The following is a 19,890-nucleotide window of genomic DNA, read 5'->3' as shown; positions in this document are numbered from 1 at the left end:
TTTCGGACGGTCATCGCAGACAGGGCCCTCTATATAAATCTGCCGTCACCTCCAAAACAGGATTATCCCACGGATTATTCAAATGTAAATGCCACCTTGATGGAGCCTTTTCCACTTCCGCTTTGTTTAAACGCTTCTTTAAAGTCCTCCAGTTTAAAGATATGTGAAACCACGTTATCAGACATTAATTCCCCCGAATAGAGTCCTTCTATTGCCTTGGGAAAGCATCCTTTACTCAGGCTTACTCCATACATATCCAGTTCTTTTCCATCACCTATCACACTCCAGTCGCACGTTACAGGATCAAGAAACACGCTGAATTCTATAAAACGTCCTCCTTTTCGTATGATTTCCAGTCCCTGCTTTACACTAGATGGATGTCCTGTCGCCTCAATGTATACATCACAGCCATAACCACCTGATAATTCATTTATGATAGTTTCAAGATTTCCTTTTGCCGGGTTGATAGTGAGATCACAACCAAACTTTAGCGCTGTCTCCAAACGCTCCTCATTCAAATCCAATGCTATCAATGCTTTTGGATCATACTTCCTTGCTGTTGTAATCATTCCAAGTCCCAAACATCCTGCACCGGATATTACGACAACATCATCTTTACCGATTTTTGCACGGTCAATCGCATGCATAGAGCAGGCGTATGGTTCTATCAGAAGAGCCTTTTTTAATGGCATATCTTCCGGTATCTTGTAGACAAGAGACTCTTTGGTCAGTTTTGCATACTCGGCAAATCCTCCATTTAGATAATTTTTAAATCCGTATACATTATGAGGTACGCAAAGATGATAATTTCCCTCTTTACAAAATCTGCATTCTCCACAAGGTGCAATCTGTTCTACAGCAACACGATCTCCGATCTTAAAATCCTTATCTGCAATACCATAAGTTTCTTTTTCTTCGATACCCGGTCCTATCTCTACGATATGTCCTACAAATTCATGTCCCCCTATGGCCGGTACTTCTACATATGGAGGTTTCTTTCCATCTCCCCAAAAAACAGTTCCACCCTCATAGGCTTTCAGATCCCCTGCGCAAATTCCACAACCTTCGACTTTAATAATCATTTCTCCTTTTCCCGCTCTCGGAACATCAACTTTTTCAAGCCGGTAATCATGTGCCCCATAGGTTACTAAAGCCTGCATTTTTGTTTGCATCTTCTCACCCCTTTTGTCAACTATTCTGCTTTTGTTCTTAATTTTGTCCCCATTTTATTTATTAAAACGCTCATTGTCCACACAAAAAATGTTCGTTTTGATAGTTTTATTTTAATATCTCCAACATTTTTGTGCATTTTGCACATATGTTTCCATAAATCTCAAATCCCTTCTTATAGCGCTTAAATCTTGAAAAGTTTCATTCAAAAACTTTTAAAGCTTTATTTTTTATTGGCATAAATTGGTAGAATAAAGAAAAAGGATGTGAAAAATGATGAAAAATTTAAAATTGCTCAGATTGAACAAAAAACTCAGTCAACAGCAGTTAGCCGATATTCTACATACAAGTCAGCAATCCATTTACAAATACGAAAATGGTATTACTTCCCCAAACCTTGAAACTCTCATGTCCATGGCAGATTTTTTTGACACATCTGTAGATTATTTGATTGGTTACACCAATATCCCTGAAAAGATAGAACCTACTTTAGAATGCCATCTAAACAATGATGAGCAATCCTTAATCGAAAAATATCGTAGACTCACTCCCCATAACCGGGAGGTAATTCATATTATCATTGACGAATATCTTCATCTCTCATCAAGATAAAGCCAGGGGCAACCCGGTCATTTTCCTGGGATCAGCTCCTGGCTTCTGTATTTATTTTCCATTTCTGTACCATATGTGCGTTCTTGACACATATGATTCAACTCCCTATAATTAATTTTATACTTATCAGACTTGACGAAAGGACAGGCTCTCAATGAAATCTTCAACCAGACAATCACTTATGTACGACTATATTAAGAAACACAAAGAGGTATCTGTCAACCACATAGCTAAATACTTTAATATTTCTCCTGCTACTGTAAGGAGATATCTGGACAAACTGGAAAAAAACGGGCTGATATGTCGCAAATACGGGAAAGCAATTGTTTCTGACTTTAGCAAGGAAGAACTTTCTTTTCAATCACGTTCTCTGCGCAATCAGGAATATAAACATCGGATTGCCAGACTTACGCAGCCTTATTTGAAGTCGGTATCTTCCATATTTGTGGATGCCAGCACAACGACTTTGGAAGCCCTGAAACTACTTCCTAAATCTCAAACTTTAACGATATATACTTCCAATTCGGCAATTTTTCACTATCTTCAAGATTATCCTAATGTACATCTTTTTGTGCTGGGTGGTTATCTTTCAAAAACAGACGGTGTCTCACTTGATTCTGAAATCACTTTAAATATAGCGCGGCAAATTTATGTAGACTCCGCTTTTATTTCATGTAGCGGCTTTACACACGAGGGATTCTTTGAAACCGCCACAACCGGAATTGAAGTAAAAAGAGTTATGCTACAGAATTCTTCACACAATTACCTTCTTGCCGATCATACAAAATTCAATATGACCGGCGTTTTTCAAGTAGATGACTGGGATCCAATCCACACTTTAATCTGCGACTCTTCTTTTGATCCTAAAGCAGAACATCTGCTTAAATCAAAAGGCATCTCTGTTATATATTAGTCTTAATAGAGTGGCATAGCATATTTGATTACAGACCAGCAACCACCTATGAACATGACCACACCGATCACAAGAATATAGGCGCTGATCCCCAGAAGGGCGAGCAGCGTCTTTCTTTTTTCCCTGGGGAACAGTCCCCGGTCATATCCGGGCTGCCCCCTGTGGATCAGATAACGGCCAATATAGATGAGGAAGGGCGCTCCGCAGGCGTACAGCATATAGACCGCCACGGTAAAAAGGGGCAGATGGCTCGACATAGCTGTCTGCACCGCCTCTATGTCCCCTGTGCTCTCCTGCACCGGCATGAGGGACAAAAGCCCCAGAAGCAGCACCGGCACCGCGTTATTGACAAAGTGGAAGAGCATACTGTAAAACAGGTTGTCCGTCTCCACCAGAAGATACCCCAGGGCCACGCCCAGGATAGCGGTGGGGATCATTCTCCACACACTGCCGTGGAAAGCGCCGAACACCACAGCCACGATGAGGATGCCGGCCCACTTGCTCTTCATGCCCCGCAGACAGCCAAGAAAGCCTCCCCGAAAGGCCATCTCCTCGCAAACGGCAGGCGTCAGGGCCACCAGGAACAAGGCCAGCAACACAGGGACGCTCACCACAATATCCTGCACACCCTGGCCGGCCCCCAGCACCTCCTGGGGAAAGAAGTAGGACACAAGCATGGTCACAGCCATAGCCGCGAGGAAGGTGCCAAGCCACAGGATCAGCGTGCCCGCCACCTTGGAGGCCCGGGGCCATTTAAAGGGAAAGACTCTCCGCAGGTCCGCCCGGAACAGGGCCGCCAGAAGGACTGCCAAAAGAGCCAGCAAAAGCTCGTGGAGCAGGGTGCCCCACACCCCGAACCACAGGCCCAAAAATCCGCTCACCACAAAGATATCCAGCGCAAATGCAAGTACAAACAGGACGGCCATCCAGGGCCTTAAATGTCTTTTTTCCATAATAAAATAATCCTCTTCTTTCTTCTGTTCTGCTGTTTCTGTTGTTCCGTCAGATTCTAGTGAAAAATTATATTGTAGAGCATCAGGAGCATGATCAGGATGACAAGAGCCTTGCCGAACACAGCCCCCCTGCCATACTCGTCAAACACCCTGTTTTCCTCGAAAATCCCAGGATCGCTCTTTCTCTCCTTCCACTGGAAATCATCCATATAGTGCTTCCAGCCGGTTCTGTCCGTGTATACCGTCACCTCCGGGGACGCCAGATAGCGGTGGATGGGGCGGCTGTAGGCAGGGCTCTCGATCCGGTTTACAACCCCTGTCACCGGGTCCGGCACCTCCGCCTCCAGCACATAGTACCTCCGGTACCTGGTCCTGTGATGGCTGTCCTCATAGGGTGCGCTCTTCATGATGACATTCACGATCCGGCCTCTGGCTGCATTGCCGAACTCCCTGATCTCCCGTCCCTGCCTGCGGTAAAACAGAGCCCTCCTGACGCCCTGCACCGCGGTGAACACAGGAAGAAGCCCGGCCACCAGAAACAGAAGATAAGCGCTCTGAAATCCGCCGCCCGCGATGCCCCGCATCAGGCCCGCATACCAGACCAGTACGAAAATAATGGTAAAAGCGGTTCCTCTCATTTCCTCCTGGGCCGGACGTATCCTTTTTCTGAACATAACCTTTTCCCCTCTGGCAGAGCACGCTCTGCCGCCCTTCCTATTATGTATACAATTTTCTTTAATATAGCACCCCGGAAGAGGTATGTCAAGAAACCATACGCCTTGCCTGCTGCCATTTTTCGCGGTATAATCTTGAATGGCGGAGCATCCCTTTAAAGAAATGCTCCCACACAAAGGAGAAAACCATGTATACCTTCATCATAAACCCTGCCTCCCGCTCCGGCCTGGGCCGGCAGGTCTGGGAGAGCCTGGAGCCGATCCTCAGGGAGCGGGGCGTTCCCTACAGGGCGTATCTGACCCGCTGTCAGCGCCACGCTACCCGTCTGGCCCGGGAACTCACGGCGGACGGGAAGATCCATACCATCGTGGTCCTTGGGGGAGATGGCACAGTAAACGAAGTCATAGGCGGCATACAGAACCTTTCCGCCACCACGCTGGGCTATATCCCCGTCGGCTCTGGAAATGATTTCGCCAGATTTTTCCGCTTCCCCTCCGATCCAGGGGAGGCTCTGTCCCTCGTACTGGATCCCCCGGCGTACGCGGATATGAATATAGGAAATATTGTATACAGCGGGCACAGCAAGCGCTTTGCGGTCAGCGCCGGACTCGGCTTTGACGCGGCAGTCTGCCACCAGGCGGTGATCTCCCGGCTGAAGCCGGTCCTGAACAGACTGCACCTGGGCAAGCTGACCTACGCGCTGATCGCGCTGGACAGGCTCCACTTCCTGCGGCCTGCCAGGGTCACTGTCACACTGGATGACGGGTCTGCCCGCACCTTTTCGGACACGCTTTTTGTGGCGGCCATGAACCACCCCTACGAGGGCGGAGGCTTTAAATTCTGCCCGGACGCGAACCCCTGCGATGACAGGCTGGACGTCATTGCGGTGTCCGGCATATCCCGCCTTAAGGCGGTGTTCCTTTTGCTCCTGGCGCAGAAGGCCGCCCACACGAAAGCCTCCGGCATCTGCATCCGCTCCTGCAGGCAGATCCACATCGAGAGCGACACGGCCCTCCCCGTCCACACCGACGGAGAGCCTGTGTTCCTTCAGCGGCAGATGGATATCTCCCTGCTGCCGGAGCGCCTGCGGGTCATCGTGCCCGGAAGAGCGTCCTCCCGCTCCTGAAACTGAAGACAACGCACCAAAAGAAAGGAAGCCTGAAATACCATGTCCATCTATCTTCTAATCTTCATCGCCCTGCTGGCGGCCGGGGCGGCCCTGTATCTCTTCTCCATCTCCCCCCGCCGGTCCCGGCTGCAGGAGATGCGCAGGTTCATGAAGACCAAATTTGCCCACCGGGGCTACCACTGTGCGGCCAGGAAAATCCCGGAGAACTCCCTGGCCGCCTTCAGAGCCGCCCTGGACTGCCACTACGGCATCGAGCTGGACGTGCACCTGACAAAAGACGGCCAGGTGGCCGTCTTCCACGACGACACGCTTGAGAGGGTCTGCGGGGTTCCCGGCTCCGTGGAGTCCCACACCTACAGCGAGTTAAAGCAGCTGTTTCTCCAGCACACGGCCGAGCGGATCCCTCTTCTTGCCGACGTGCTCTCCTGTGTAGACGGGCGGGTTCCCCTCCTCATCGAGCTAAAGCTGCCCGGCAGATCCATGAAGCTCTGCGAGAAGACCTGCGAGCTCCTGCAAGGCTACAAAGGCCCCTGCCTGATCCAGTCCTTCAACACGCTGGGGCTTCGCTGGTTCCGACTCCACGCGCCCCACATCCTGAGAGGCCAGCTGTCCTCCAACCTGACGGCGGACGACGACACGGCGCCCTACATCCTGCGGTTCCTTGTGAAGCACATGCTGTCCAATTTCCTGGGCAGGCCGGACTTCATCTCCTATAAGCTGAAGGATCTGCCGGAGCCAGGCGTCTGGCTGTGCCGGGTCCTCTTCCGGACGCCTGTCGCAGTGTGGACGCTGAACTCTGAAAACGCCATGAGAAGAGGTATTTCCGGGTATGAAATGCAGATTTTTGAAAAAGAAGCTGAATTTTATTAAGAAACAGTGAAGCGCCTTGTTGAATAATTTTTTTCGTGTTATAATCCGATTGAACTGGAAATATAACTTTTATATGGAGATCATGCATCAGATCGGAAGGACGTATCAATATGTTTGAAAAGGCAAAAAACTTCATTAAAAAGTACCGTCATGCCTGGGTACTGCTGTACGGCTTCATCTACATGCCCTGGTTCCTCTGGCTGGAGAAGCATGTGCGCCGCGGCTATTACCTGATCCACTCTCCGCTGGATGACTATATACCCTTTGTGGAATATTTCATTATTCCGTATTTTCTCTGGTTTGTGTTTATCGCAGTCACAGGGGCCTACTTTTTCCTGACGGACAGACGGGGTTTTTACAGGATGTGTACGTTCATGTTTTCAGGCATGACCATATTTCTTATCATTTGCACCATCTTTCCCAACGGTCTGGCTCTCCGGCCGGAGACCTTCCCGCGGGACAATATATTCACGGACGCGGTGAGATGGCTGTACCAGACAGACACCCCCACCAACGTGCTGCCAAGCATCCACGTCTTCAACTCCCTGGGCGCGGCCTTCGCCATCGGGCACAGCCACGCTCTTCGGAAAAAACAGTGGGTACAGCCTGCGGCTTACGTGCTGGCAGGACTCATCATCCTGTCCACCTTGTTCCTGAAGCAGCATTCTGTGACAGATGTATTTGCAGCCATGGTTATGGCAGGCGTAATCTACTCTTTCGTGTATGTGCCTGCCGGGAAAAAGGCTCCAAGCCTCTCCCATCAGCCAACATAAACGCAGGCATCCCTTGCGGTAAAGGGATGCCTTTGCTATAATTTATTATAATAATGCTTACTTTAAGGAGGAATAATTATGTACGCAGAATTTACAGATAACCTTGTAACAGGAAATGAGATGATCGACTCCCAGCACAAGGAGCTCATCGAGAAGATCAACGCGGTGATGGAGAGCTGCGAGCAGAGTAATGACAAGGCTGTTGCTGTCAAGACGCTGGACTATCTGGAGGACTACACAAACTATCACTTCTCCGCTGAGGAGCAGCTTCAGAGAGAAATTGATTACCCCGGCTTCCAGAAGCACAAGGAGCAGCACGACATCTTCAAGCAGACCATCGCTGACCTGCAGGACATGCTGCAGGAGGAGGAAGGCCCCTCACCGGCTTTCGTTGCCAAGGTGCAGGAGAAGGTAATCGAGTGGCTCTATGTACACATCCAGGGATTTGACCGTTCTGTAGCTGAGTACAAATTCATGCGTGAGAACAACGAACGCCTGTAAACCGCAAAGGGGAGTCTTACCGATGAAAAAGATACAGGGCCTTCTTGTTCTGGTGGCGGCCATCGCCCTCATTGCCGTGGGCTTTCTGGCCTCTCGACTTCTGGAGAGCGGCCCGGAGGTGACTGTCAGCGCTACTTCCATCGAGGAACGGCTGACCCGCTGCAGCTCCCTCACCACCGCCCGCCTGGAATACAGAGGGCTTGTCAAATACGAGGAGGGTGACATCCCCCTCATCAATAAAAAGGCTTTTTCCATGATCTACGACGCCCAGATCAGTGCGGGCATCGACCTTGAGAACGCCCAGGTGGAGATCAGCGGCCGTGATATCAGCATTACCCTCCCGGAGCCTGCCGTCCAGGACATCACCATCGACCCGGACTCCCTGGAGTTCTACGATGAGCAGTTTGCTCTCTTCAACTGGACCGACAGGGAGGACACGGTAAAGGCCATGGACTATGCCATGGAGGACGCCCAGGCCAAGGCCACGCAGACCGACATCCTGGCCCAGGCCAAGAAGCAGGCCCAGACCGTGATCGAGACCCTTCTGGCTCCGGTCACAGAGGACGGCGGCTACACGCTGCACATCCAGTAGCCCCCTGCCATGTGTCAAATCGTATCAAGTAAATGTTGTTCTAAACTAAAAGCTTTCGCAGACACCTCTGCGAAAGCTTTTATATTTCCCGTATCATCCTGTCTCATTCCCTGTATCTCTCATTTCCCAGCCGGATCTTCAGATACCCGGCGTACTTCTCAAAGGCGGAGGGGATGGCGTACTCCTCCTGGGCGGTCCTTGGATGGATAAAGATCATCTCCTCCCGACAGGACTTCTCCAGCTCATCCACCTGCACCAGGTAGCCCACCATGTCCCACTCCACATGGCTGAAGATATGCCGGGCTTCACCCAGCTTCTTCACCCGGACAGGGACAAGGCCGATGTCCTTGCTGTAGGCCACCGCCTCCTCCATGGTCAGGTGCCCCTCCACGTTGGGGAGCTCATAGAGCCCTGCCAGAAGTCCCTTTGACGGGCGCTTTCGGATGGCTGCCGTGTCCCCGTCCCGGAAGATAAAGACAGTCCTCTTCTCCACCCGGCGTTTCTTTGCCTTTGTCCGCACCGGCAGCTCACTCTGGATCCCCTCTCTCTTTGCCCGGCACAGGTGGGCCAGGGGGCACTGGACGCACTTTGGCTCTCCGCCCGGGAGACACACCAGCGCCCCAAGCTCGATGAGCCCCTGGTTGAAGTCGCTGGCCGCGTCGGCGGGGATCACCTCCTGCAGCTCCTCCTCCGTCTTCCGCTTCACAGAGGCCTTCATGATGTCCTCCCTGCTGCCCAGAAGCCGGGAGACCACCCGCAGCACGTTCCCGTCCACCGCAGGCCGGGGAAGCCCGTAGGCAAAGGCGCTGACAGCCCCCGCCGTATAGCTCCCGATCCCCGACAGGGAAAGGATATCCTCATACCTGTCCGGGAACACACCCCCGTACTCCTCCATGATCTGACGGGCCGCCTTCTGCATGTTCCGCACCCGGTTATAGTAGCCCAGGCCCTCCCACAGCTTCAGCAGCACGTCCTCCGGCGCCTCCGCCAGCGCCTTCACGTCCGGCAGTGCCGCCAGGAACCGCTCGTAGTAGGGCTTCACCGCCTCCACCCGGGTCTGCTGCAGCATGATCTCAGACACCCACACCCGATAAGCGTCCGGGTGCTCCCGCCAGGGGAGCTCCCTTTTATTTTTCCGGTACCAGTCCACCAGAGGCTTCCGGATTTCATAGAGGATCCTCTCCCCCAGCACCACAGGCACTTCCCTCCGGATGGAGATGCTCTCTTGCTCCACATGGCAGTCCCAGGCTGTCACCCGCACCCCTGCCGCCGCTTTCTTAAGAGCCTCCCCGAAGGCGGGGTGGGTGTCCATGTTGGGCGTAAAATAGTCCACCCCCTCCATCTGCACTACAAAAAAGACGACAGCCTCCCAGCCCTCCTTGACTGCGGCGGACAGCTCCTCCATGTGCTTCACCGCCCGCTCGCTGGGTGCGTCCGGGAAGCGCACCACGCCGTCCTCCTCCAGAGTGACTCCCTTCACCTCGATGAGGATCTTCCGCTCTCCCGCCTCGGCGTACAGATCGATCCTGGAATTTCCAAAGGTGTACTCCGGCTTCAGATAGGTGATCCCGGGCAGAAAGGCGCGGCCCTCCTCTGTCTCCTCCAGCCACTCCCTCACAAGGGCGTTGGGTATCTGGGAGTCCATGTTGATGAGCCGCTCTCCCTTCCACACGGCGATCAGATCCCACTGTGTCTTCCTCTGAGGGTTATCCGACTTCTGCACACAGACCCTGGCGCCAGGCACAAGAAGCTCCGCGCATCTGCCTGTGTTCTTCACATGAACCGTCTCTTTTACGCCCTCTATCTCCACATAGGCGATGAACCGGTTGGGCCGCTCAAGGAATGTTCCTTCCTGTATTCTCTCGTATCTCATACTCTGTCACGCCATCCTCTCAAGAAATCCGGGCAGGTCCCGGAGATTCTTCAGCTCCCCGTCTATCTTTTCTTCCAGCTCCTCGCCCGCTCCCGTCAGGTCCGGCACCATGACCACATGGCAGCCGGCCCCCAGAGCTGAACGAAGGCCGTTGGGGGCGTCCTCCACGGCCAGACACTCCTGGGGCTTACAGCCCACCTGCCGGCAGGCGTACTCGTACACGTCCGGATAGGGCTTGCCCCTCTCCACCATAGTGGCGCACACGAGCCTGTCAAACCACTCTATGATCCCCGTCTCCATCAGATACTGCCGGGTCCTCTCCTCGTCCGTGGCGGTCACCACGGCCAGCAGGTATCCGGCCTCCTTCAGGGCCTTCAGGGTCTCGTCCACAAAGGGCTTCTTCTCCACCCCGTGCTCCTTCAGATGCCGGCTCATCAGCTCTTTGCGCCGCTTTCTGATCCCCCAGTAGTCCGCCTCCTCCCCAAAGCGCTCCGCAAACCACCGGCTGGCATAACGGCTGGCAAAGCTGCGCAGCATGCAGGAGTCCTCCACCGTCATCTCCACCCCGTGCTCCCGGGCGGCCTGCCGCCAGAACCGGGTCAGGTATTTCTCCGTGTCGATCAGCGTGCCATCCATATCAAACAGGACTGCTCTTATCATACTATCTGCCCTCCCTTCCATAAAATCTATTCTATTGTCCACGTTTTCCCGCGCAATGTCAAATGGTTTGTCTACGAGAAAGCGGATATACACTCCGAAAAATGTATATCCGCTGCATTTTTTCTATTCAGGAAACCTTTTAAAGCACCTTTGACAGGAATTCCCGGAGTCTTGGCTCTTTCGGATTTGTAAAGAACTCCTCCGGCTCTGCCTCTTCCCGGATCTGTCCGGCGTCCATGAAGATCACTCTGGTTCCCACCTCCCGGGCAAAGCCCATCTCGTGGGTGACCACCACCATGGTCATGCCGTCTCTCGCGAGCTGCTTCATCAGATCCAGAACCTCTCCCACCATCTCCGGGTCCAGGGCGGAGGTGGGCTCGTCAAAGAGCATCACATCCGGCTCCATAGCCAGAGAGCGCACGATGGCGATCCTCTGCTTCTGTCCTCCCGAGAGCTGGGACGGATAGGAATGGGCCTTCTCCTCAAGGCCAACCAGCTGCAGGAGCTCCATGGCCTGCTTCTCGGCCTCCTCCCTGCTCTTCTTCAGCACCTTGATGGGGGCCAGCGTGATGTTCTCCAGAATGGTCTTGTGGGGGAACAGATTAAAGTGCTGGAACACCATGCCCATCTTCTGGCGGTGCTTGTCTATATCCACCTTCTTGTCCGTGATATCCACACCTTCAAAATAGATATGTCCGCTGGTGGGAACCTCCAGAAGGTTCAGGGATCGCAGAAAGGTGGACTTTCCGGAGCCGGAGGGCCCCACGATGACCACCACTTCCCCCTTGCGGATCTCGGTGGTGACGCCGTTCAGCGCGTGGAGAGCGCCTCCGAACACCTTATGTACATCTTCGACTCTTATGAGCACTTCTCCGTTAGTGATCACTGTTTCTCAGCCTCCTTTCAAGCAGACTTACCAGCCTGCTGAATATCAGCACCATGACGAGATAGACCAGCGCCACTGCGATGAGAGGCATGAACGCGTCATAGGTCCTGCTCCGGATGATGTCGCCTCCCTTTGTGAGATCCTGCAGGGCGATATAGCCGGATACAGAGGTCTCCTTCAGAAGGGAGATAAACTCATTTCCCAGCGCCGGCAGCACGTTCTTAAACGCCTGGGGCATGACTATATAGAACATGGTCTGGCGGTAATTGAATCCAAGGCTCCTGCCCGCCTCAAACTGCCCGTTGTCAATGGACATGATGCCGGATCGGAAGATCTCCGCCACGTAGGCTCCGGAGTTGATACCGAAGGCCATAACCGCGACCATGACCTTGCTGATATCCGTACTCCCGAAGATGACAAAATAGATGATCAAAAGCTGTACCACTACCGGGGTTCCCCGGATCACGGTCAGATAGAGATTGCACAGGGCGTTCAGTATCTTCAGCTTTCCCGTTCGGTCGTGGGTGGAGCGCACAATGGCCACCAGAAATCCAAGGACAATGCCCAGGATGACGGCGCACAGCGTGATCTGCAAGGTCACGATCAGGCCGTCTGTCAGATACTGCCACCGATTGTCCGTTATAAAATTATTTACAAATTTTGACTGCAAATCCTGCAACATCTCTTACACCTTTTCTTCCCTATTCAGCGCCAGCTTCGCTGTCCGCGGAGATATATTTTGCGATGATCTCATCCAGCTTGCCGGACTCCTTCAGAGTAGCCAGCGCATCGTTGATCTTGTCTACCAGCTCTGTGTTGTCCTTGGCAACCGCGATAGCGTAGTCCTCCTCGGTAAATGCCTCGTCCAGGATCTTCAGCCCCTCGGACTCTGCCACGAACTCCTTGGCCGGCTCGCCGTCGATGATAACCGCGTCAATCTTGTCCTGCGTCAGGGCCTGCACAGCCTCAAATCCCTTGTTGTACTGCTCTACTGTGGCATCCTCGATATCTGTGGCGTAGAGGTCACCTGTCGTTCCAAGCTGTACGCCGATGGTCTTTCCAACCAGATCGTCCGGTCCGGTGATGTCGCTGTCCTCTTTTACGATAATCACCTGTGTAGCGTGAGCATATGTATCTGTAAATGCCACGCTCTCCTCACGGTCCGGTGTAACGGTCATGCCGGCAGCTCCGATGTCTGCCTTTCCGCTTGTGACAGCCGGAATGATAGAGTCAAATGCCATATCCTCTACCTTCAGCTCCATGCCAAGCTCCTCGGCAATGGCTGACGCAATGTCCACGTCAATGCCCACAACCTCGTCTCCCTCGTGGTACTCGTAGGGCGGGAACTCCGCGTTTGTGGCCATGACAAGTGTGTCGTCACCGCTGTCCTCTGATCCGCCCTCAGAGCTTCCTCCGCAGGCAGCCAGTCCCATTGTGCACACAGCGACAAGCAGCATGCTTAAAACTTTTTTCATCTTCATAATTCTTTCCCTCCAGAATATATTTTTTCATTATTAATGCATAAAGATACACGTCAGTAAATATTCTAACATGTCCAGAATAAAAAACAAGTGGCTTTTTCTATATAATCTATAGAAAAAACCACCAGTTTTTTATGCAATGATCATCTGAACGATAGCCGCGATAATGATGACCGCGCCGAGAGCGATCCTGTAATAGCCGAAAACCTTGAAATCATGCTTCTTGATATAGCCCATCAGGAACTTGATCGCCACTATGGACACGCCAAAGGATACTACGCATCCGAGAAGCAGCAGCCCCGCCTCCTTCGCTGTGAAGGAGAGTCCAAAGCCGATCAGCTTCAGGAAGCTGGCTCCAAACATGACCGGTATGGCGAGAAAGAAGGTAAACTCCGCAGCCACGCCCCTGGAAATGCCGATCATCAGCGCGCCCACGATGGTAGCCCCGGATCTGGACGTACCGGGAATGAGGGCCAGCATCTGGAACACACCGATCCAGATCAGCATCTGGACGGACAGCTCCGATATCTTTGTCACCTTCGGGCGGACATGCTTGTTCCTGTTTTCCACTATGATAAAGAGGACACCGTATACGATCAGCATCACCGCCACAGGAAGCGGCTTGTAGAAGATGGCGTCCAGGTAATCGTTGAACAGAAGTCCCACCACTGCCGCCGGAACAGAGGCGATCAGCACCTTGATCCACATCTGCCAGGTCAGCAGCTTCTGCTTCTTCGTCTTCTTCGGCGAGAAGGGGTTCAGCTTGTGGAAGTAGAGCACCACCACCGCCATGATGGCGCCCAGCTGGATGACCACGTTAAACATCTCCATAAAGGCATCGCTTAAGTTCGGCTGCAGGAGATCTCCCACAAGGATCAGATGACCGGTGCTGCTGACCGGAAGCCACTCGGTAATTCCCTCCACAATGCCCAGGATTATGACTTTGATAATATCTAACATATGCTATCTCCTTTTAAATTTTATCATGCTCCTCATTCTGCCGCAGATCCCGCAGAACGTACTTTTCAATGGCCGCCGCGGCTCCCTCCCGGTCGTTGGAGAGGGTGATCGCATCCGCCGCTGCCTTCACCTCATCTGTGGCGTTTTCCATGGCCACGCCAAGGCCCGCTTCTCTGAGCATGGCAATGTCGTTGGAGCCGTCCCCCACTGCCATGATCTCCTCCCGGCGTATGCCCAGGAGCTCTCCCAGGATCAGAAGACCTCGGCCCTTGTTCACGCCCTTTGCGTTTACTTCTATATTATTGCTCAAAGCGCCTGTTATTTCAATATCCGGGACCTCTTTTTCTACCTCCTGCCAGGCCTTTTCACGCTCCTCCTTTGTGCGGAACAGAGCATGGACCTTGTCGGTGGATGCTTTGCGCTCCTCAAACAGGGCCATCACATCCTCCACCGGGCATCTGGAACCTGCTATATAACGGGCCATGGGCGCTTTGGGCACGTACTCATCGATGCGCTTCAGCTTCTCCTCATCTGCATAGCCCACGCCGTCATAGTAAATCTCCATCAGAGCGTCATAGCGGCTGCATATCTCCAGCACCCTGCTCCCTGTCTCGTAGGAGACAAGGCCTTCGTAGATCACCCTGTCCTCCTTCAGATCCACGATCCGTGCTCCGTTGGAGGCCACCGCGTAGCGCACCCCCGGAAGCTTAAGCACCTCCTCCGGGATGCCTGTCAGCGGCCTGCCCGTGGCCGGGAGCACTGTGACCCCTCTGTCAATAGCTTCCAGCAGAACCTCCTTTGTGTGCTCTGTCAGTTCTTTCTCCGTTGTGAGGAGGGTGCCGTCCATATCCAGCCCGACCATTTTTATCCTGTATCCCTTAGTGCTGCACTTCGTCATATGCCAGTAATTCCTTTCCTTCTTTCGTAAAGACCATCAGGCTTCTGCTCACCCTGTCCTGGCTCCTCTCGTAGGCCTCCCTGCCAAATTCGATCATCCTGGCAAGCTTCTCCTCGTCCCCTGCCGGCACAAAGAGCACCATGTCCTTTGAAGGCGCCATGATCACCAGGTCATCGTCCAGCTTCTGCACGCACACATCCCATATATGCCGCAGGCACAGGGAGCTGGCCTCGTGGTGTCCGTCCGCCAGGACGGCGTATCCCCCGTACCAGGTATGGCCAAAGACAAATTCCACGTCCCGGGCCAGGTTCTCACACGCCCTGTAGTAGAGCTTCTCTATATCGCAGTCCGGCGGCAGCATATTGTCCTTTATGATCTCATATGCGTCCTCCCCCCTCTGTATGACCAGAAGCACCGTGAGATTTCCAACAAAAGAAATCAGAGGCGTGTCCTTCTCGGAAATATTTTTCCCGTTCAGGGCATGGCTGTCACGCAGCTCCTCCTTCACCCAGGGATAAATCTTGTCCTCTATATTTTCCATTCTGTATTTTTCTTCTTCGTATTTTTTCATAAACACCGCTCCCTCCCGGATCTGTTCTATTCTATAAAATTATTCTTAAATCATCATAACAAAATTTGCGAAATAAAGCAATTTGTTGTATAATAGTTAGACGTTCGGATATACAAAAATTTGTAAGCGGACGTGCGGAACTCGCCGAGAGAAAGGAAATGTATATATGATGAGTACGAAATTCAAGCGCATGCTGCGGGCCGGCGTTGTGGCCGGATGTGTCGCAGCCATGGGGTGTACCGGCACTCTGGTATACGCAGAACCTTCTACGGAAGAACTGGAACAGCAAAAGGGCGCCCTCGAGGACGAGGTGGACAGCCTGAACGAGGAACTGAATAGTCTCAGCAGCGATATAGAGGAGCTCTCCGCCAAGATGGAAGAGACCCAGGCTGCTATGGAAGAAACCCAGAAACAGATGGATGAAGCACAGAAGAAAGGCGAGGAACAGTACGAAGCCATGAAGCTCCGCATCAAATATATGTACGAGGCGGGGGACACCACATTCCTTGAGCTTCTCTGCTCAGCGGAAGACATGGCAGATTTCCTGAACAAGACAGACTTTGTTCAGAACGTAAGCGAATACGACCGGGAGATGCTCAAGGAGCTGGAGAATACCCAGAACGAGATCAAAAAGCAGGGAGATGCCCTCAAGGAGCAGCAGACATCCCTGGCAGATATGGAGGAGGAGCTGAACACAAAGCAGGCAGAGCTTGAGCAGCAGATTTCCGACAAATCCGATCAGATCTCAGAGTACAGCAGTCAGATAGAGAAGGCAAAGGAGGCGGAAGCGCTGCTTGCTCAGCAGAGGGCAGCGGCACAGGCGGCAGCCCAGCAGCAGGCACAGCAGGCGGCGTCAGGAAGCTCAGGCAGCGGCCAGACAGGAGGCGGCAGCGTTTCCACAGACGGCAAGCAGAGCCTTGGCCGTTTCCGCATCACCCATTACTGCCCCTGCTTCTACTGCACAGGCAGCTGGGGCGGCAGCCACACGGCAAGCGGCACAGTTCCCACAGCGGGACGGACCATTGCAGTGGATCCGAGCGTTATTCCTCTTGGCTCACAGGTTATTATAAACGGACATGTGTACACCGCTGAGGACACCGGCGGCGCCATCAAGGGAAATGTGATCGACATTTTTGTAAACGACCACTCCACGGCACTGGCATGCGGCGTCTATTACGCGGAGGTGTATCTGGCAAACTAAAAAGAGCAGTCAATAGACAGAAGGCGCCCCTTTCGGAGCGCCTTCTCTTTGTGAGAAAAACTTATGAGAAAAACTATTTGCCGTAATAGCATTTGAGATAGATTTCTTTCATTTCCTTCATCAGCGGATATCTCGGGTTTGCACCTGTACACTGGTCGTTGAAGGCCTGCTCTGTCATCTCATCCAGAGTGTCAAGGAAGTACTTCTCGTCAATGCCATACTCCTTGATGGACTTCTTGATGCCGATCTTCTCCTTCAGATCCTCCAGTCTTGCGATGAAGTCGTCGAATACCTCTTTATCTGTGTTGCCCTTGCAGCCTGCGTAGCGTCCAAGCTCTGCGTAGTCTGCCAGTGCATGTGGATACTGATACTGTGAGAATGTTCCCATTCTTGTCGGAACTTCCTCTGCGTTGTATTTCATAACCTCTGTCAGGATCACAGCGTTTGCGATACCGTGCGGCAGGTGATGGAAAGCGCCCAGCTTGTGAGCCATGGAGTGGTTCAGGCCAAGGAACGCGTTTGCGAACGCCATACCAGCCATGCAGGAAGCGTTGGCCATTGCCTCGCGGGCCTTCGGATCCTTCGCACCGTTCTCGTATGCGGACGGCAGGTTGTCAAATACCATCTTGACAGCCTTCATGGAGAGACCCTTTGTAAAGTCTGTAGCCATGATGGATACGTAGGACTCGATGGCATGTGTCATAACATCGATACCGGATGCACATGTCAGTCCCTTGGGCTGTGTCATCATGTTGTCCACGTCCACGATTGCCATGTCAGGCAGGAGCTCGTAGTCAGCGATAGGCCATTTTACGCCTGTTGTCGCGTCTGTGATGATGGCGAAAGGTGTCACCTCGGAACCTGTACCGGAGGATGTGGGGATGGCTACAAAGTAAGCCTTCTCGCCCATCTTCGGGAATGTGAATACCCTCTTGCGGATATCCATGAAGTCCATGGCCATGTCAGCGAAGTCTGCTTCCGGATGCTCGTACATTACCCACATGATCTTGCCGGCGTCCATTGCGGATCCACCGCCCAGAGCGATGATGGTGTCGGGCTCGAAGGCCTTCATCTGCTCCACGCCCTTCTGTGCGCACTGCAGTGTCGGGTCCGGAGCTACCTCGTAGAAGCATGTATGCTGAATACCCATCTGGTCCAGTTTTTCCTCGATCGGTTTCACGTAGCCGTTCTGATACAGGAAAGTATCTGTTACGATAAATGCTTTCTTCTTGTGCATGATGGTTCCCAGCTCGTCCAGGGCAACCGGCATGCAGCCTTTCTTAAAGTAGATCTTTTCTGGTGTTCTGAACCACAGCATATTCTCTCTCCTCTCGGCCACTGTCTTGATATTGATGAGATGTTTTACTCCAACGTTCTCTGATACGGAGTTTCCGCCCCAGGAACCGCATCCAAGAGTAAGGGATGGCGCAAGCTTGAAGTTGTACAGATCACCGATACCGCCCTGAGAGGAAGGTGTGTTGATCAGAATACGGCAGGTCTTCATTGCAGCAGAGTGCTTTGCGATCTTCTCTGTCTCGGAGGGATCGATGTACAGCGCTGATGTATGGCCGTATCCGCCGTCCTCTACCAGCTTCTCTGCCTTCTCGAGAGCCTCGTCAAATGTCTTTGCCTTGTACATGGCAAGTACAGGAGACAGCTTCTCGTGAGCGAACTCCTCGGAGATGTCCACGGACTCAACCTCGCCGATGAGGATCTTTGTATTAGCCGGAACCTTCACCCCTGCCATCTCCGCAATCTTCACGGCTGACATTCCGGGGATCTTGTTGTTCAGCTTGCCGTCGATGATGATGGTCTTGCGGACCTTGTTCAGCTCATCGCCGGGCTTCAGGAAGTAGCATCCGCGGTAAGCGAACTCTTTCTTTACTTCCTCGTAAATGCTCTCCAGAACGGTCACAGACTGCTCGGAAGCACAGATCATACCATTGTCAAATGTCTTGGAGTGGATGATGGAGTTTACTGCGTTCTTGATGTCAGCTGTCTCGTCGATGATGACCGGTGTATTTCCAGGTCCAACGCCCACTGCCGGTTTTCCGGAAGAGTATGCTGACTTCACCATTCCAGGACCGCCTGTCGCAAGGATCAGGTCAGAGTCCTTCATAACAGTTGTTGTCAGCTCCAGTGACGGAGCATCGATCCATCCGATAATTCCCTCAGGTGCTCCTGCCTTTACAGCGGCATCCAGAACAACCTTAGCAGCCTCGATCGTACATTTCTTTGCAGCCGGATGGGGGCTGATGATGATCGCATTTCTTGTCTTCAGACAGATCAGTGTCTTGAAGATTGCTGTAGAAGTCGGGTTTGTAGTCGGAATAACAGCGGCTACCAGTCCCACAGGCTCAGCGATCTTTTTGATGCCGTAGGCCTTGTCCTCCTCGAACACGCCGCAGGTTTTTGTGTGCTTGTATGCATTGTATGTATACTCAGCCGCATAGTGGTTCTTGATGACCTTGTCCTCTACAAGACCACGTCCTGTCTCCTCCACTGCCATCTTTGCAAGGGGGATACGCATCTTGTTGGCCGCCATAGCTGCCTCAAAGAAAATCTTGTCTACCTGCTCCTGTGTGTAGGTGGCAAATACCTTCTGGGCTTCTCTCATTGCTTTCATCTTTGCTTCGAGAGCTTCCACGCTGTCGATAAATGTTGGTACCACCGCTTCTTCTTTCTTTTTAGCCATTTTGGTTTCCTCCGTAAATAGTTTTTCGTTGTTTTTCTTCAACCTGGGTTTAGTATACAGGTTCGTTAAATATTTGTCAATAACTTTTTGATATTTTTTTAACAAATATTTCTCTCTCTGTTTTTTCAATGACTTTGCTTCTTTTTTCCACTGCCCTCCTTTATCGTTCGCTCTTCGTTTCAGTGAGTGTATTCTATCATATTTTATCTGATTTGTAACTACTATTTCAAAAAGTATATTATTTAACAATAAATTAACTGTAAATAATTAGCTCTTTTCACGAACTTTGACACAACTATAACAATTTATATTCCCCATTGCCCCCTCTGATCTGGACAGAACTGAGCAGGGCAGCTGCAGCATAAAAAAAGAGTTCCACTGGAACTCTTTTCAGACTGTAGACAAAGGTGGTGCTGGAGCCCTAGCTCCAGCACCACTCTTTTTGCCAAAATGCCAACTCCCATATTTTCTTATAAA

Annotated in this window: 20 protein-coding genes and 1 pseudogene; 8 read left to right on the top strand and 13 right to left on the bottom strand. The window is 52.2% G+C overall.

The genetic code is table 11. The features are described from left to right. Positions 1-74: 74 nt before the first annotated feature. Positions 75-1,172, bottom strand: coding sequence for an alcohol dehydrogenase catalytic domain-containing protein (locus NI21_RS0107425; RefSeq protein WP_033125616.1), 1,098 nt, complete (start codon positions 1,170-1,172; stop codon positions 75-77). A 271-nt stretch (positions 1,173-1,443) separates the two neighbouring features. On the opposite strand from NI21_RS0107425, the gene NI21_RS0107420 reads away from it, so the two are divergent. Then, positions 1,444-1,782 (top strand): helix-turn-helix domain-containing protein, encoded by a 339-nt coding sequence (locus NI21_RS0107420; RefSeq protein ID WP_242842826.1) that lies wholly within the window; start codon positions 1,444-1,446, stop codon positions 1,780-1,782. Between the two features lie 154 nt (positions 1,783-1,936). Continuing rightward, entirely contained in the window at positions 1,937-2,695 is a 759-nt protein-coding gene (locus NI21_RS0107415; RefSeq protein ID WP_033125615.1) for a DeoR/GlpR family DNA-binding transcription regulator, read from the top strand. 2 nt (positions 2,696-2,697) lie between these two features. Here NI21_RS0107415 and NI21_RS0107410 read toward each other — a convergent pair whose 3' ends face one another. Both NI21_RS0107410 and NI21_RS0107405 read right to left on the bottom strand, forming a co-directional pair. Beyond that, positions 2,698-3,648, bottom strand: coding sequence for a type II CAAX endopeptidase family protein (locus tag NI21_RS0107410; protein ID WP_033125614.1), 951 nt, complete (start codon positions 3,646-3,648; stop codon positions 2,698-2,700). 56 nt (positions 3,649-3,704) lie between these two features. Continuing rightward, on the bottom strand, positions 3,705-4,322 hold the full coding sequence (locus NI21_RS0107405) for a hypothetical protein (RefSeq protein ID WP_033125613.1): 618 nt from the start codon (positions 4,320-4,322) through the stop codon (positions 3,705-3,707). 188 nt (positions 4,323-4,510) lie between these two features. Here NI21_RS0107405 and NI21_RS0107400 point away from each other — a divergent pair, with 188 nt between their 5' ends. From NI21_RS0107400 to NI21_RS0107380, 5 genes are all read left to right on the top strand, one after another. Next, a complete protein-coding gene (locus NI21_RS0107400) occupies positions 4,511-5,449 on the top strand; it encodes a diacylglycerol kinase family protein (protein ID WP_033125612.1) in 939 nt (312 codons plus the stop codon). A gap of 42 nt (positions 5,450-5,491) precedes the next feature. Continuing rightward, the gene (locus tag NI21_RS0107395; RefSeq protein ID WP_033125611.1) at positions 5,492-6,322 is read left to right on the top strand and encodes a glycerophosphodiester phosphodiesterase; all 831 of its coding nucleotides are present in this window, start codon (positions 5,492-5,494) and stop codon (positions 6,320-6,322) included. A gap of 110 nt (positions 6,323-6,432) precedes the next feature. Continuing rightward, positions 6,433-7,095 carry a phosphatase PAP2 family protein gene (locus NI21_RS0107390; RefSeq protein ID WP_033125610.1) on the top strand — a complete coding sequence of 221 codons (663 nt, stop codon included), beginning with the start codon at positions 6,433-6,435 and terminating at the stop codon, positions 7,093-7,095. Between the two features lie 78 nt (positions 7,096-7,173). After that, the gene (locus NI21_RS0107385) at positions 7,174-7,596 is read left to right on the top strand and encodes a bacteriohemerythrin (protein WP_033125609.1); all 423 of its coding nucleotides are present in this window, start codon (positions 7,174-7,176) and stop codon (positions 7,594-7,596) included. Between the two features lie 22 nt (positions 7,597-7,618). After that, on the top strand, positions 7,619-8,188 hold the full coding sequence (locus NI21_RS0107380) for a DUF4230 domain-containing protein (protein ID WP_033125608.1): 570 nt from the start codon (positions 7,619-7,621) through the stop codon (positions 8,186-8,188). A gap of 103 nt (positions 8,189-8,291) precedes the next feature. On the opposite strand, the gene mutY is transcribed toward NI21_RS0107380, so the two are convergent. From mutY to NI21_RS0107340, 9 genes and pseudogenes are all read right to left on the bottom strand, one after another. Continuing rightward, positions 8,292-9,380 (bottom strand): A/G-specific adenine glycosylase, encoded by a 1,089-nt coding sequence (gene mutY / locus NI21_RS17255; RefSeq protein WP_347562470.1) that lies wholly within the window; start codon positions 9,378-9,380, stop codon positions 8,292-8,294. After that, positions 9,369-10,061: pseudogene (gene sfsA, locus NI21_RS17250) on the bottom strand (DNA/RNA nuclease SfsA); the annotation flags it as partial. The pseudogene sfsA and the gene mutY, both read right to left, overlap by 12 nt. 6 nt (positions 10,062-10,067) lie before the next feature. Next, complete coding sequence (locus tag NI21_RS0107370) at positions 10,068-10,721, bottom strand: HAD family phosphatase (RefSeq protein ID WP_033125606.1); 654 nt, start codon at positions 10,719-10,721, stop codon at positions 10,068-10,070. 139 nt (positions 10,722-10,860) lie between these two features. Then, positions 10,861-11,607, bottom strand: a complete 747-nt coding sequence (locus NI21_RS0107365) for an amino acid ABC transporter ATP-binding protein (RefSeq protein WP_033125605.1) — start codon at positions 11,605-11,607, stop codon at positions 10,861-10,863. After that, a complete protein-coding gene (locus tag NI21_RS0107360) occupies positions 11,597-12,289 on the bottom strand; it encodes an amino acid ABC transporter permease (protein ID WP_033125604.1) in 693 nt (230 codons plus the stop codon). Before NI21_RS0107360 ends, NI21_RS0107365 begins: the two co-directional genes overlap by 11 nt. 19 nt (positions 12,290-12,308) lie before the next feature. Then, positions 12,309-13,082 (bottom strand): basic amino acid ABC transporter substrate-binding protein, encoded by a 774-nt coding sequence (locus tag NI21_RS0107355; RefSeq protein WP_347562469.1) that lies wholly within the window; start codon positions 13,080-13,082, stop codon positions 12,309-12,311. A gap of 138 nt (positions 13,083-13,220) precedes the next feature. Beyond that, positions 13,221-14,048: an undecaprenyl-diphosphate phosphatase gene (locus NI21_RS0107350; protein ID WP_033125602.1), complete on the bottom strand. Its 828-nt coding sequence runs from the start codon at positions 14,046-14,048 to the stop codon at positions 13,221-13,223. A 13-nt stretch (positions 14,049-14,061) separates the two neighbouring features. Beyond that, positions 14,062-14,946 carry a Cof-type HAD-IIB family hydrolase gene (locus tag NI21_RS0107345; RefSeq protein ID WP_033125601.1) on the bottom strand — a complete coding sequence of 295 codons (885 nt, stop codon included), beginning with the start codon at positions 14,944-14,946 and terminating at the stop codon, positions 14,062-14,064. Further along, positions 14,927-15,517, bottom strand: coding sequence for a hypothetical protein (locus NI21_RS0107340; RefSeq protein WP_033125600.1), 591 nt, complete (start codon positions 15,515-15,517; stop codon positions 14,927-14,929). The genes NI21_RS0107345 and NI21_RS0107340 overlap by 20 nt, the downstream gene beginning before the upstream one ends. 166 nt (positions 15,518-15,683) lie before the next feature. Between NI21_RS0107340 and NI21_RS0107335 the strand changes: the two genes are divergently transcribed. Then, positions 15,684-16,718, top strand: coding sequence for a 3D domain-containing protein (locus NI21_RS0107335; protein ID WP_052084002.1), 1,035 nt, complete (start codon positions 15,684-15,686; stop codon positions 16,716-16,718). 73 nt (positions 16,719-16,791) lie between these two features. On the opposite strand, the gene adhE is transcribed toward NI21_RS0107335, so the two are convergent. Further along, positions 16,792-19,413: a bifunctional acetaldehyde-CoA/alcohol dehydrogenase gene (gene adhE, locus NI21_RS0107330; protein WP_033125599.1), complete on the bottom strand. Its 2,622-nt coding sequence runs from the start codon at positions 19,411-19,413 to the stop codon at positions 16,792-16,794. Between the last annotated feature and the right edge of the window lie 477 nt (positions 19,414-19,890).

Origin of the sequence: Eubacterium sp. ER2 (genome assembly GCF_000765215.1) — a bacterium.
Taxonomy (GTDB): domain Bacteria; phylum Bacillota; class Clostridia; order Lachnospirales; family Lachnospiraceae; genus Claveliimonas; species Claveliimonas intestinigallinarum.
This window is presented reverse-complemented; position numbering and strand designations above follow the sequence as displayed.

What these genes read in the sequence shown, in the direction of transcription:
- NI21_RS0107425 (WP_033125616.1), bottom strand. Translation starts at nt 1,172, where the DNA reads ATGCAAACAAAAATGCAGGCTTTAGTAACCTATGGGGCACATGATTAC.
- NI21_RS0107420 (WP_242842826.1), top strand. Translation starts at nt 1,444, where the DNA reads ATGATGAAAAATTTAAAATTGCTCAGATTGAACAAAAAACTCAGTCAA.
- NI21_RS0107415 (WP_033125615.1), top strand. Translation starts at nt 1,937, where the DNA reads ATGAAATCTTCAACCAGACAATCACTTATGTACGACTATATTAAGAAA.
- NI21_RS0107410 (WP_033125614.1), bottom strand. Translation starts at nt 3,648, where the DNA reads ATGGAAAAAAGACATTTAAGGCCCTGGATGGCCGTCCTGTTTGTACTT.
- NI21_RS0107405 (WP_033125613.1), bottom strand. Translation starts at nt 4,322, where the DNA reads ATGTTCAGAAAAAGGATACGTCCGGCCCAGGAGGAAATGAGAGGAACC.
- NI21_RS0107400 (WP_033125612.1), top strand. Translation starts at nt 4,511, where the DNA reads ATGTATACCTTCATCATAAACCCTGCCTCCCGCTCCGGCCTGGGCCGG.
- NI21_RS0107395 (WP_033125611.1), top strand. Translation starts at nt 5,492, where the DNA reads ATGTCCATCTATCTTCTAATCTTCATCGCCCTGCTGGCGGCCGGGGCG.
- NI21_RS0107390 (WP_033125610.1), top strand. Translation starts at nt 6,433, where the DNA reads ATGTTTGAAAAGGCAAAAAACTTCATTAAAAAGTACCGTCATGCCTGG.
- NI21_RS0107385 (WP_033125609.1), top strand. Translation starts at nt 7,174, where the DNA reads ATGTACGCAGAATTTACAGATAACCTTGTAACAGGAAATGAGATGATC.
- NI21_RS0107380 (WP_033125608.1), top strand. Translation starts at nt 7,619, where the DNA reads ATGAAAAAGATACAGGGCCTTCTTGTTCTGGTGGCGGCCATCGCCCTC.
- NI21_RS0107370 (WP_033125606.1), bottom strand. Translation starts at nt 10,721, where the DNA reads ATGATAAGAGCAGTCCTGTTTGATATGGATGGCACGCTGATCGACACG.
- NI21_RS0107360 (WP_033125604.1), bottom strand. Translation starts at nt 12,289, where the DNA reads ATGTTGCAGGATTTGCAGTCAAAATTTGTAAATAATTTTATAACGGAC.
- NI21_RS0107355 (WP_347562469.1), bottom strand. Translation starts at nt 13,082, where the DNA reads ATGAAAAAAGTTTTAAGCATGCTGCTTGTCGCTGTGTGCACAATGGGA.
- NI21_RS0107350 (WP_033125602.1), bottom strand. Translation starts at nt 14,048, where the DNA reads ATGTTAGATATTATCAAAGTCATAATCCTGGGCATTGTGGAGGGAATT.
- NI21_RS0107345 (WP_033125601.1), bottom strand. Translation starts at nt 14,946, where the DNA reads ATGACGAAGTGCAGCACTAAGGGATACAGGATAAAAATGGTCGGGCTG.
- NI21_RS0107340 (WP_033125600.1), bottom strand. Translation starts at nt 15,517, where the DNA reads ATGAAAAAATACGAAGAAGAAAAATACAGAATGGAAAATATAGAGGAC.
- NI21_RS0107335 (WP_052084002.1), top strand. Translation starts at nt 15,684, where the DNA reads ATGATGAGTACGAAATTCAAGCGCATGCTGCGGGCCGGCGTTGTGGCC.
- adhE (WP_033125599.1), bottom strand. Translation starts at nt 19,413, where the DNA reads ATGGCTAAAAAGAAAGAAGAAGCGGTGGTACCAACATTTATCGACAGC.